This window comes from Nonomuraea pusilla, assembly GCF_900109355.1.
In the GTDB taxonomy this organism is placed as follows: domain Bacteria; phylum Actinomycetota; class Actinomycetes; order Streptosporangiales; family Streptosporangiaceae; genus Nonomuraea; species Nonomuraea pusilla.
In genome coordinates this window covers 30,042-42,347 of record NZ_FOBF01000030.1, presented here as the reverse complement: position 1 = coordinate 42,347, position 12,306 = coordinate 30,042, and the positions used below count along the sequence as shown (strand labels likewise).

10 protein-coding genes are annotated in these 12,306 nt (G+C 75.0%); 2 read left to right on the top strand and 8 right to left on the bottom strand.

Features of this window, described 5'->3' with window-relative positions; all coding sequences use genetic code 11:
* Positions 1-30 precede the first annotated feature (30 nt).
* The 3 genes from BMX74_RS39180 to BMX74_RS39170 are packed head-to-tail and all read right to left on the bottom strand — an operon-like array spanning position 31 to position 3,154.
* Complete coding sequence (locus BMX74_RS39180; protein WP_055509216.1) at positions 31-444, bottom strand: hypothetical protein; 414 nt, start codon at positions 442-444, stop codon at positions 31-33.
* A gap of 36 nt (positions 445-480) precedes the next feature.
* Entirely contained in the window at positions 481-1,158 is a 678-nt protein-coding gene (locus BMX74_RS39175) for a response regulator transcription factor (protein WP_256257551.1), read from the bottom strand.
* Positions 1,151-3,154, bottom strand: a complete 2,004-nt coding sequence (locus tag BMX74_RS39170) for a sensor histidine kinase (RefSeq protein WP_091105507.1) — start codon at positions 3,152-3,154, stop codon at positions 1,151-1,153. Before BMX74_RS39170 ends, BMX74_RS39175 begins: the two co-directional genes overlap by 8 nt.
* A gap of 161 nt (positions 3,155-3,315) precedes the next feature.
* Here BMX74_RS39170 and BMX74_RS39165 point away from each other — a divergent pair, with 161 nt between their 5' ends.
* Positions 3,316-3,972, top strand: coding sequence for a hypothetical protein (locus BMX74_RS39165; protein ID WP_091105505.1), 657 nt, complete (start codon positions 3,316-3,318; stop codon positions 3,970-3,972).
* Between the two features lie 6 nt (positions 3,973-3,978).
* Here the strand turns inward: BMX74_RS39165 and BMX74_RS39160 are convergent, their stop codons facing one another.
* Together BMX74_RS39160 and BMX74_RS39155 are read right to left on the bottom strand one after the other, a co-directional pair.
* Positions 3,979-6,000 carry a sensor histidine kinase gene (locus tag BMX74_RS39160; protein ID WP_091105503.1) on the bottom strand — a complete coding sequence of 674 codons (2,022 nt, stop codon included), beginning with the start codon at positions 5,998-6,000 and terminating at the stop codon, positions 3,979-3,981.
* Positions 5,997-7,298: a sensor histidine kinase gene (locus tag BMX74_RS39155; protein ID WP_236715130.1), complete on the bottom strand. Its 1,302-nt coding sequence runs from the start codon at positions 7,296-7,298 to the stop codon at positions 5,997-5,999. Before BMX74_RS39155 ends, BMX74_RS39160 begins: the two co-directional genes overlap by 4 nt.
* A 245-nt stretch (positions 7,299-7,543) precedes the next feature.
* On the opposite strand from BMX74_RS39155, the gene BMX74_RS39150 reads away from it, so the two are divergent.
* Positions 7,544-8,767, top strand: a complete 1,224-nt coding sequence (locus BMX74_RS39150; protein WP_091105502.1) for a PucR family transcriptional regulator — start codon at positions 7,544-7,546, stop codon at positions 8,765-8,767.
* On the opposite strand, the gene BMX74_RS39145 is transcribed toward BMX74_RS39150, so the two are convergent.
* The 3 genes from BMX74_RS39145 to BMX74_RS39135 form a co-directional block, all read right to left on the bottom strand.
* Positions 8,742-9,608 (bottom strand): SGNH/GDSL hydrolase family protein, encoded by an 867-nt coding sequence (locus BMX74_RS39145; protein WP_055509230.1) that lies wholly within the window; start codon positions 9,606-9,608, stop codon positions 8,742-8,744. The genes BMX74_RS39150 and BMX74_RS39145 overlap by 26 nt on opposite strands.
* 57 nt (positions 9,609-9,665) lie before the next feature.
* Complete coding sequence (locus BMX74_RS39140; protein WP_055509232.1) at positions 9,666-10,829, bottom strand: alkaline phosphatase PhoX; 1,164 nt, start codon at positions 10,827-10,829, stop codon at positions 9,666-9,668.
* Positions 10,830-10,953: 124 nt separating this feature from the next.
* On the bottom strand, positions 10,954-12,183 hold the full coding sequence (locus BMX74_RS39135; protein WP_055509234.1) for a serine hydrolase domain-containing protein: 1,230 nt from the start codon (positions 12,181-12,183) through the stop codon (positions 10,954-10,956).
* Positions 12,184-12,306 lie beyond the last annotated feature (123 nt).

Here is a 12,306-nt window from a genome sequence, read left to right as displayed (position 1 = left end):
CCTCCCGGTCAATCACTTGATGGAGAACGGTCAGCCGGCCTTCCAGTACTTCGTCAGCGCCTTCTCCAGCCGCCCCACGACCGGCTGCCAGGTCTCCGGAAGGCGGTAGCGGGTCGCGCGGTGGCCCTTGTAGGACAGCGTGTACGCGAGGAAGTCCGCCCCCTGCGGCTGCGGCTCCGAGCCGCCGACCTGCAGGTGCCCGAGCGCGCCGCGCAGGCCCCGCAGCTCGGCCCGCGTCAGGCACCTGCGCACGACCGGCCCGGTACGCCTGCTGAAGCGGGCGCAGCCGTCGGTGTAGACGGTCACGCGGTCCTTCAGCCCCGCGAAGCCGCCCTCCTCGCGCAGGTCCACCAGCACCTTCGGACGTGTGGCCGCCGCCTCGGCCGGGGGCGCCGCCAGGGCCAGCAGCAGCGCGGGCAGCAGCAGGAATCGCCAGTTGCTCATGTCCCTTTGACGCACGGGAGCGGCGAACGGCTCACCTCAGCGGCCGAATCCCGCCTCCCTGGCCCGGACGATGGCCTCCGCCCGGTCGGCGACGTGCAGTTTCGCGAAGATGTTGGACACGTTGTTGCGCACGGTCTTCGGCGACAGGAACAGCGCCGAGGCGATCTGCTGGTTCGACCGCCCGGCGGCGACCAGCGCGAGTATCTCCCGTTCGCGCGGCGTGAGCTGGGGGAAGACCGTCTCGTCCGAGGCGGGCCCGGCGAAGAAGTCGGCGACGCGGCGGGCCACGGCCGGGCCGAAGATCGCCTCGCCGTGCGCGACGGCGGTGATGGCGCGCACGATCTCCGCCTGTCCCGCGCCCTTGAGCAGGTAGCCGCGGGCGCCGGCGCGCATGGCGGCGAACAGCGTGGCGTCGTCCTCCGACATGGTCAGGACGACCACGCCGATGTGCGGGCTGTCGGCCACGATGCGCCGGGTGGCCTCGATGCCGTCGAGTCCGGGCATGCGGACGTCCATGACGACCACGTCGGGCTGCAGCTCGCCGGCCAGTGCGACCGCCTGGGCGCCGTCGGCGGCGGTGCCCGACACCTCCACGCCGGGGATCGAGCCGAGCAGCAGCGCCAGCCCGTCGCGGTAGACGGGATGGTCGTCGGCCAGGACCACCCGCACCTGCCGCGCGGGCGCCTGCCGCTCGGGCCCCTGCTGCTCACGCACCGGCGGCCTCCAGCGGCAGCCGGGCCGTGACGAGCGTGCCGCCCTCCGGCGGGCAGCTCACCGCGCAGTCGCCGCCCAGCTCGGTCGCGCGCTCGCGCAGCGAGAGCATGCCGACGCCCGCCGCCACGTCGGGCCCGATGCCCGCGCCGTCGTCGCGTACCGCCACGTCGAGCCTCCCCTCGCGCACGCTCAGCCTGATCGCGCAGCGCGCCGCGCCCGAGTGCCGCGCGGCGTTCGCCAGCGCCTCGGACACGATCCGGTACGCCGCCACCTCCACTGCCGCGGGCAGCATATCCAGCGGCCCTTCACCGTCCACCGCCACCTTCAGCGCGGGCGAGCGGAACCTGTCGGCCTGCTGCTCGATCGCGCCGAGCACGCCCAGCTCGTCCAGCGCGGGCGGGCGCAGGTCGTGCACGAGCCTGCGCACGTCCGCCAGCACGCCGGCGACCTCGGCCGCCGTCTGCTCCAGGATGCGGTCGGCCTGCTCGGGGTCGGTGCCCGCCAGGTTGCGGGCCGCCTCGATGCGCAGCGCCGCAGCGCCCAGGCTCGGGCCGAGCCCGTCGTGCAGGTCGCGGCGGAGCCTGCGGCGCTCCTCCTCGCGGGCCATGACCAGCCGGGCGCGGATGCGCTGCAGGTCGGTGCTCAGCTCGCTGGCCCTGGCCGCCGCCGCGGCCTGGCGTACCAGGTCGCCCAGCAGTCGCTGGTCGCGATCGGTCAGGTCGGTACGGCACAGCACCAGCCGCCCCACCGTCTCCCCCCGGTAGGCGACCGGCAGCGACACCCGCGGCCCGCGCGGCGACCCCCGCTCCACCGCCGACCGCTCGCCGCCGGGCCGCTCGATCTCCACCCGCACGTACGACAGGCGGAACGCCTCGGCCAGCGTCCTCGCCACGGCGACGAGCTGCTGGTCGGGGTCGGTGGCGAGCTCCAGCCGCTCGGCCAGGGTCGAGACGGCCGCGTACGGGTCGCCGCCGGTGCCGCGGACCAGCCGCCTGGCCAGCCGCCACAGCCAGGTGCGCAGCGGCGCGTACACGACGGCGACGATGGCGATGGCGGCCAGCGCGGAGTCCCGCTCGCCCAGGACGCTCCCGGCCACGGTGAACACCGCCACGTCCACCAGCACGACGGCCGCGCCGAGCGCGCCGTACGCGAGGGTGGCCGACAGCAGCCGGTCCACGTCGTACAGGCGGTACTTGGTGACGGCCACGACGACGGCGGCGCAGGTCAGCGCGATGGCCACGGCCAGCAGCACCCCGGGCACCTGCGGCGGCAGCGTGAGCGGCGTGAACAGCACCAGCAGGTCCACCAGCGCCGCCCACACCAGCCAGCGGATCTGCGCCCGCCGCTCCTGCCCGGCCGCCCGGTAGCGGCGCACCAGCACGGCGAACGGCACCACCACGCTGACCAGCACCGCCGCGTACGCGACGTCGAGCGCGGGCTTCCAGGCGGCGTACGGGAGCGGCACGGCGAACGCGTCCAGGCCGAGCCGGGTGATCTCGGGTGGCAGCGCGGCGCCGTGGTAGCGCTCCATCACGGACATGGGGGCGGTGACGAGCAGCGCGGGCAGCAGCCCGGTGAGCACGAGGCTGGCGACGGACAGGCGGCGCCACAGCGGGGCGCGGGGCAGCCGCCCGTCGGGGAACAGCAGGATCAGCAGCGGCAGCCCGAGCAGCAGCGCCGCGCCGAGGCGGGAGTAGAACCAGTACGCCGCGGCGGCGCCGGGGGCGCCCGGGTCGGCGTAGAGGGCGTACGTCGACCAGCTCTCGGCGAACCCGTTGGCGAGCCACAGCAGCCCGAACCCGGTCAGCGCCCAGGCGACCGGGTGGCGCGGCAGGCGGCGCAGCAGCAGCGTGCCGGGCACGAGCTGCGCGAGCCCGGCCAGTGCCGACGGCCAGCCGGCCTCCAGTTCGGCGGCAGGGGGGACGTGCACGGCCGCGCACCGCACGTCCACGGCGACGGCGGTGGCGGCGAGGGCCACGCCGACCACCATCAGCACACCGGGCAAAAGGCCACGATCCGCATGTTTCACGCAGGCATTACACCCGATGGGGCGTCCCCACGTCCCGGGACGGCTGTCCCGCCGTGAACGGGACACCGGGCTCTGCCGTCCCGGGGCCCGCCGCCGACAGCCTGGGACGCAGCACAGAAAGGACCACCATGGACCCCCGCATCAGCACCACCCCGGCCAGGGCCCGCACCGACGTGCCCGCGGGAACCCCCGAGCCGCGGACGCCCTCGATCAGCGCCGCCACCGTGCGCAGGCTCGGCGCGACGCTCGCTGCCGGCACGCTCGTCTGGGCCACGAGCATCTTCGTGGTCGGCACCCACAACACCGGTTGGAAGGAACGGGTCGACGACCTGACCGGGTTCGCCTTCCAGATCGGCGTGTTCGCGCTGCTGGCCGTGCAGACGCGCACCCTGGCCACCGGAGGGTCGCGGGCCGCGCGGATCATGCTCCGCGTCGAGCTGGTGCTGCTCACGCTGGCGAGCCTCTACTCGGTGGTGCACGGCACCATGCCCGAGGACCTGCAGGACATCGCGGTGATGCAGGTGCTCGACGTCTTCTGGCCGCTGTCCATGCTCGGCATGATGGTGATCGGCGTCAAGCTGGCGTTCGCCGGGCGCTGGCGCGGCCGGCTGCGCTGGTGGCCGCTGATCGCCGAGAGCTGGGCCGTCGTGACGGTGCCGACGTTCATCGCCCTCGGCGACCAGGCCGGCCGCTGGGTCGGCGGCGTCCACCTGGTCATCGGGTACGCCACGCTCGGCCTGCTCCTCGCCCTGCGCCCCCACCTCGTCCTCCCCGCCCAGGACTGACCGGCCTCAGGGCGACGCGGCGGGCGGCGGGTCGAGCGGCGGCAGGGGGAGCCGGGCGCTCACCTCGGTGCCGCCGCCGGGACGCGGGGCGATCTCGCAGGCGCCCCCGATCTCGGCGGCGCGCTCCCGCATCGACGTCAGCCCCACCCCCGGCGACGGCGCGTCGGGCAGGCCCTTCCCGTCGTCCGCCACGGTCAGCCGCAGCGCCTCCGCCTCCCGCAGGAAGGCCACCACCACCGACGCCGCCCCCGCGTGGCGGCGCGCGTTCGTCAGCGCCTCCTGCGCGATCCGGTACGCCGCCATCTCCACCCCGGCGGGCAGCCCGTCGAGCGAGCCGTCCACCCGCACCTCGACCCGCGGCCCCGGCCCCGCGCCGAACGCGCGCAGCGCCCCCGCGAGGCCGAGCTCGTCCAGGACGGGCGGGCGCAGCCCGTACACCAGCTCGCGCACCGACACCAGCGTGCCCGTCATCTCCTCCCGCACCCGGGCCAGCAGCTCGCCCGCCGACCCCGGGTCGCGCTCCAGCCGCCGCCGCGCCTCGTCCAGCGTCATCGTGACGCTGGTCAGGGCGGGACCGAGCCCGTCGTGCAGCTCCCTGCCGAGCCTGCGCCGCTCCTCGTCCCTGGTGGCGCTGATGCGCTCGCGCGACTGGCGCAGGTCGGTGCTGAGCCGTACGGCGTGGGCCAGCTCGGCCAGGTGCTTGGCCATGACGGCCTGCTGCTCCCTGGCGGGGCGGGCGCCGGCGAGCAGCAGCCGGCCCACCCGCTCGCCGTGCCAGAGCAGTTCGACCGCCCGCATCCGGTGGCCCAGCGCGCCGTCCGTGAACGACAACGCGGGCTCGCCCCACACCTCGACCGCCGCGCCGCGCGCGCCGAACGCCGCCCGCACCAGCGAGATCGCCTCCGCCAGCGCCTCCGCGGGGTCGCCCGCCCGCTGCACGGCCCGGCTCAGCAGGTCGGCCGCCTTGTACGGGTCGCGCTCCACGTCGAACAGCCGGTCGACCGACCGCTGCAGCCGCAGCCGCACCGGGTGGAACACCGCGCCCGTCGCCATCGCCGCCGCCAGCCCGGCCACCGCCCCGTAGTCGCCCGCGAAGCTGCTGCCCGCCCAGATGAGCACCGAGTACGTGACGCCCATGACGAGCGCCAGCGAGCCGTACACGAGGGTGCGGTTGAGGATGAGCCTGATGCCGTAGAGCTGGTGGCGCAGCACCGAGGCGATCACGGCGATGGGGATGCCGCCCGCGAGGAACACGCGCAGGAACGCCATCACCGGGTCGTCCCCGCTACTGACCGCCCAGAACGCCACGTAGATCACCATCGCGTAGAAGTACCAGGCGATCTGGCGGCGCACCTCCGGCGCGGCGGCCCGGTACCTGAAGCCGAGCGAGACCACGCCGAGCACGGACAGCGCGAGCATCGGCAGGGCGATCCACGACTCCACCGTCTGCGGGATCGTGCCGAGCGCCGCCACCCCGAACGGGTTGTCCATCGGCACGCCCAGCTCGAACGACGGGTCGGGGGCCAGCCCGAGCATCAGCGAGTGGCCCACCATGAGCGTGAGGTCGGCGTACAGGACGAGACGCCACCGCCTGGACGGCGGCCGCCCGTCGGGGAACAGCAGCGGCATGACGGCGCTGAACGTCGGCACCGCCCACAGCCACAGCCACAGCGCCGGCCACCCGATGTAGACGGGCACGCCGGACGTGAACGCCGCCGTCCAGTGGGACAGGGAGTACAGCAGCGACCACGCCGCCCAGACCACGCCGGTGCCCCACATGAGCCAGGGGAACAGCAGGCGGGGCCGCCGGGAGATGAGGAACGCCCCGGCCGCCGGGTACATCAGGCCGATCGGGTCGACGCCGTCGCCGTCCACGTCCCACGGCACCTGCGCCGACAGCCACGCGGCCAGGAGCGTGGCGACCAGCGCCGCCGCCGCGACCGCCCAGGCGGCGGCGACGGCGACCCGCCACCGCCGCGGCGACGGCCCGGCCTCCACGGGTTCGGCGGGAGGGCACGGAACGGTCATCGGGGGGCTCCGAGAGGGAGGAGGGCGGTCACCTCGGTGCCGCCGCCCGGCCTGACCGCGAGCTCGCAGGCCCCGCCCGCCCGCTCGGCGTGCTGCCGCATCAGCTCCGCCCCCTGGCGGCGCTGCTCGGGCAGGCCGAGGCCGTCGTCGGAGACGGTGAGCCTGAGCGCGTCCTCCCGCTGCTCCAGCCGCACCAGGGCGGTCGTGGCGCGGGCGTGCCTGCGGACGTTGGCCAGCGCCTCCCTGGCGATCTCGTACGCGGCCGCCTCCACGGCGGCGGGCACCTCGGCGGGCGCGCCCGTCGCCACGACGTCCACCCGGGGCCCCGGCGCGGCGGCCAGCGTCCGCAGCGCGCCCTCCAGGCCCAGCTCGTCCAGCTGGGAACGGTCCAACCCGGGTGGCCGCAGGCCGTAGACGAGGTTCCTGACGTCCATGACGGCCTCCGTCATCTGCCTGCGGGCCCTGCTGAGCAGGGTCTCGGCGGCGTCCGGGTCGCGGGCGAGGGTGAGTCGCGCCTCGTCGACGCTCATGGCGAGGCTGGTGAGGGTCGGGCCGAGGCCGTCGTGGAGGTCGCGGCGCAGCCGGTGCCGCTCCTCCTCCCTGGTGACGAGCATGCGCTCACGGGAGCGCTGCAGGTCGGCGCTGAGGCGTACCGCGTGGGCCACCTCGGCGAGCTGCCTGGCGAGGATGTCCAGCAGGCCGGCGTCGCGCGGTTCGCCCCTGACGAGCAGGAGCCCGACGTGCCGGCCGTGCCAGACCAGCGGCACCGCCGCGTGCCCGCCGTCGTCGGCGGGGCCGTCGCCGGGGTCCTGGGCGGGGACCTCGCCGTCCACGACGGTACGCGTCCGGCCGCCGGGCAGCGGTACCTCCACGGCCACGCCACGCGCCCCCAGCGCGCGCCGCACCCACGACGCCGCCGACGCCAGCGCCTCCACGGGGCCCTCCGCCTCCTGCACCGTCCGGCTCACCAGGTCGGCCAGCCGGTACGGGTCGTGCCAGGTGCCGAACAGGCGGCTCGCCGCCTCGCGCAGGCGCAGGCGCAAGGGATGGAAGAGCGCGCCCGCGGCGAGCGCGGCAGCGAGCCCCCACCAGCGGCTCAGGTCGGAGCCGAGCCACGGCTGCGACCAGCGGCCCGCCGCGATGATGCCGAAGTAGGCGGCGCCGATCAGCGCGGTCAGGGCGGCGTGGACGGCCACCTGCTCCAGCACCCGGGAGACGAGCCCGCGCGGGCCGGGCGCGCGCACGCCGGCCAGGACCGCCGCCGCGACGATCAGCGGCCTCGCGGTCCTCAGCAGCACAAGCCTGACGTTTCTCCCCATATGCCGCGCATCATAGAAGGCCCGGCCACCCCCGCGCCTCCCCGAACCTCCGCCCCTGCGCCCGGTCCGCGCCTCCCCGGTGCCGGCGCCCCTCCCCGCCACCCGCACCCCGGCCCCTGCTTCCCCCGAACCCCGGCCTCGTGTCCGGACGGCACTTCCCGGGCGGGGATGCCGGGTGGGTGGAGTTCGTTGCGGAACGGTGTCCTGTTTGGGAGGGTTCGAGCGTGGTCCGCGCCCTCACCCTGGCCGGGTGTCCCGTGCACGAGTTGCTCGAACGCCAGACCACCCGCCTGGCCCGGCAGCTCGTCCGCGGCTTCGCCGACGAGATCCCCCTCTACCGCAGGCTGCCCCAGGAGGAGCTCGACGGCGACATCACCGGCATCACCGAGCACAACCTGCGGCTGATCGGCCGCATGTTCCGCGACGGCCGCCCGCCCACCGGGGCCGAGCTCGCGCCCGTGCGCGCGTCTGCGGCCAGACGCGCCCAGGAGGGGGTGCCGCTGGAGGCGCTGCTCGCCGCCTACCACCTCGGCGCACGCCGCGTGTGGGAGCACCTGTTCGCCGCCGCCACCCCCGCCGACCTCGACGACGTCCTCGCCGCGCACACGATCGTCCTGGCCTACCTGGAGGCCGTCACCGTCTCGGTCAGCGCCGCGTACCTGGAGGAGCGCGAGGGCGTGCTGAGCCACGAGCAGCACGCCATGCACGCGACCGTGTCGGCGCTGCTCGGCGGCGACCGGGCGGCGCTCGCCGGGGTGCGGCTCGCGCCGCGCTACCTCGTCGTGGCCCTCGCCGTCGGCCCGCACCCCGACGAGCACCCCCGCGAGCAGCCGGACGGCGGCCGGATCGCGGGACGCCGCAAGCTGAACAGGATCAGGAGGGCGCTCCAGCGGCAGGCCGCCGAGCAGGTGCTGTCCGTGCTCGACACCGCCGGGGGGCTCGCGCTGGTGCCGCTGCCCGGCGCCGACCCCGACCGGTGCGCCGTCGAGGAGCTGGCCGCCCGCGTCACGCAGGCCGCGGGAGCCCCGGTGTGGCTCGCCGCCGAGCCCGCGGCGCCCGAGGCCGTGCCGGCCGCGGCCCGGCTGGCGGAGGAGGTGCTGGAGGTGGCCAGGCTGTTCGAGCGCCCGCCCGGCGCGTACCGGCTGGTGGACGTACTGCTGGAGTACCAGCTCAGCAGGTCGAGCGCCGCGACGGACGCGCTCGCCGGGCTGCTCGACCCGCTGCTGGACAACCCCGACCTGCTGAGGACGCTGAAGGTGTACCTCGACACCGGCCTGGACCGGCGGCGGGCGGCGGAGGTGCTGCACGTCCACCCGAACACCGTGGACTACCGGCTGCGCAGGGCCGTCGCCCTCACCGGGCTCGACCCGCTGGACCCGGCGCACCTGCAGCGGATCGGGGCGGCGCTGGCCGCGCGCAGGCTCAGGTCTGCGAGAGCGCGCCCGTGACGGCGGCCGTCACGATCGTGGCGAAGTTCTTCATCCCGAGACCGTTCGGGTGGAACGGGGCGGCGGGGGAGGCGGGCACGTACGGCTCGATCCAGCGGACGCCGGGACTCGCGCACGGGTCGTGCCCGACGCTGGGCGTCTGCAGGTCGATGAAGCCGATCCCGGCCGCGGCGGCCTGCTCGGCCAGCATCTGGTTGAAGTACATGAGCGTGCCCCGGATGTAGTTGGCGTCGGCCTTGATGATCGGGACGGTCGGGTAGCAGCCGTTCGGCGGCGCGTACGTGGCGTAGCCCACCAGGAAGACGCGGGCGTGGGGCGCGCGGGCGCGGATGTCGGCGGCCAGCGCGGTCAGCTTCGGGCGCAGCGCGTCGGTCTTCACCCGCCAGCTGTCCTGCCCGTCCACCACGTAGTCGTCGTTGCAGGGGTCGCCGACGGGCGGCGGGAGCAGGTTCAGGCAGTCCTCGATGAAGCCGGTCAGCCCGACGTCGTTCGCCCCGATCTGGACGGTGACGAGCGTCGTGTCCTCGCGGAGCGCGTCGAACTGCGGCGCGACGCTGCCGAGGTCGGTCTTCTGCGACTGGTACATGTCCTTGGTCTTGGCGCCGGAGCAGGTGACGTCGCGCAGGACGGCGGCGCCGATCGCGCGGGCCGTCAGGTGCGCGTAGTTGTGGTCGGAGCGCCAGCAGCCGAGGTCGGGCACGACCTGGTCGGGCACGAGCGGGCCTGCGGCGGCCGAGTCGCCGAGCGCCACGTACACCTCGCCCTGCACGGCGCGGGCCGGGCCGGTCAGGCCGAGCGCCAGGGCGGCCGCGGCGAGCAGGACGAGCATCCGTCGGACCATGGGGGACTCCTTGGCAGGGGATTCGTGGGGGGTGGGGAATCCGGGGAGGACGGCGGATCAGCGGCGGAAGGGGCCGGTCACCTCGTACGTGATGCCGCCGGTGCCCGCCGTCTCGCCGCTGGGGCCGCGCTGGGAGGAGAAGTAGAGCCGGGTGCCGTCGGGCGAGAAGGCGGGCCCGGTGATCTCCGACTCGGCCTGCCCGTCGAGCCGCAGCACGGGGGCGACCACGCCGTCGGGGGTGATCACGTTGATCTCCATGTTGCCGCCGTCCTCGGCGACGTACAGGTCGCCCGACGGCAGGCCGGTGATGTTGTCGACGCCGTCGAGGGTGCCGCCGCCGTCGTAGACGGACGTCACGGTCTGCCGCGCGGTGTCGTACGCCCAGACCTTCCTGTCGCCCTTGGCGGTGAAGTAGCAGACGCCGGCGGCGTAGTGGCAGCCCTCGCCGCCGTCGAAGTGCCTGGCGGCGGCGACCTGGTGGCGGGTCTGCCGTTCGAACACGCCGGGCGTGGGGTCGGGCACGGGCCGCCACTCGACGCCGTCGCCGCCGGTGCCGCAGAGCACGTCCAGCCGGCCGCGTGACAGGTCGCCCCAGACGTCGGGGGTGAAGCGGTAGAGGCAGCCGTCGGATTCGTCCTCGGTCAGGTAGACCGCGCGGTGGTCGGGGTCGCAGGCCGCCGCCTCGTGCTTGAACCTGCCCATCGCCGGGCGCGCCTGGGCGGCGCGGGCGCCGTACGGGTCGGTCTCGTACACCCGGCCGCGGAACACCTCCTCGCACGACAGCCAGGTGTTCCACGGGGTGCGGCCGCCGGCGCAGTTGAGCGTGGTGCCGTCGAGGATCCGGTACGCGCGCTCGATGGAGCCGTCCGCGCGGAACCTGATGGCGGACGCGCCGCCGACCAGCGGCACCTCGGAGTTGGACACGTAGATCCAGCCGTCGCCGTCGGCGAAGCACGCGCCGCCGTCGGGCGCCGGGTGCCAGAGGAGGCCGCCGGTCAGGCGGCCCGACCTGGCCACGACCCGGCTGCGGAACCCGGCGGGCAGCGCCACGCCGTTCGCGTCGGCGGCGCCCAGCGGCCCGTAGGGGCCAGCGCCTGCGCGCAGGCCGCCGGACGGGAGGGATCGGGAGGCGGAGGCGGCGGCCTCGTGCCAGACGGCGCCGGAGAAGGCGACGGCGCCCAGCCCGGCGGACACTGCGGTGAGGAACGTGCGGCGGCGCATGGCGGCTCCACGGGTCGCGGACGGTTCGGCGCGCAGACCCACACGATGAGCCACCCCGGCTCTTCTGTGAACTGGACCGGGAAGTAAATCCGGGCTGTCAGATCTGTGACGGCTCACAAACCGGTCACTCGACCAGCGCCTGGTGGACCAGCCGCCGCAGGGCGGCCCTGAGGGGGTAGGCGTTCGACGGCAGGAGCTGGGTGAGGAAGAGCACGCTCAGCTCCTCCTTCGGGTCCACCCAGAACGCGGTGCTCGCCGCCCCGCCCCAGCTGTACTCGCCCTCGGAGGACAGCAGCCCGGCCTTCACCGCGTCCAGCAGCACCCCGAACCCCAGCCCGAACCCCATGCCCGCGTACGACACCTCGGCGAACACCGGCCTGCCGAACTCCTGCAGGTCGGCGCCCCCGGGCAGGTGGTTACGCGTCATGTACGACACCGTGCGCGGGCCGAGCAGACGCACCCCGTCGAGCTCGCCGCCGCGCAGCAGCATCTGGAGGAAGCGGTGGTAGTCGTGGGCGGTGGAGATCAGCCCGCCGCCCCCGGACGGCGCGAGCGGCGGGACGAACGCGAGGTCGCCCATGTCGAGCGGCACCATGCCGTCGCCAGGCACGAGGCTGTAGAGCGTGGCGAGCCGCTCCGCGTGCTCCCTGCCGACGCGGAAGCCGGTGTCGGTCATGCCCAGCGGCTCGAAGATCCGCTCGGCGAGGAACGCGGCGAAGGGCCGCCCTGACGCCACCTCCACGACCCGGCCGAGCACGTCGGTGGCGACGGAGTAGTTCCACTGCGTGCCGGGCTCGAACAGCAGGGGCAGCTCGCCCAGCCGGTCCGCCGTCTGGGCGAGGTCGAGGCCCTTCGGCATGCCCCGGTTGAAGCCGGCCTGCCGGTAGATCTCGTCCACGACGTGGACGTGCTGGAACCCGTACGCGAGGCCCGCCGTGTGGGTCAGCAGGTGCCGCACGCGCACGGGCTCGCGTACGGGCCTGGTGATCGGGGCGGCGGCGGTGCCGCCCTCGTGGACGCGCAGGTCGCGGAATGACGGGATGAACCTGCTCACCGGGTCGTCGAGGTCGAGCGCGCCCTCCTCGTACAGGATCATGGCGGCGACCGAGGTGACGGGCTTCGACATCGAGTAGATCCGGAACAGGGTGCCGGTCTCGACCGGCGCGCCGGTGGCGACGTCGCGGGAGCCGTACGCGGACAGGTGGGCGATCTCGCCGCGCCTGCTCACGAGGACGAGCCAGCCGGGCAGCCGCCCGTCGTCCACGTACCGCGCGAGGTGCGCGTCGATCCGGCGCAGCCGGGCGGGGTCGAAGCCGACGTCTCCGGGGTCGCAGGTGACCTTGAGCTCGCTCACGCCGCCTCCTCAGCGGAAAGGATTCTAGAATCAGATTCTAAGGCGGAGGCTCGCGCAGGGGAAGCTCAACCTGGAAGCGGACCGCCAGTCACTCCACGGGCGGACGCTGCCGCGCGCGTCCAC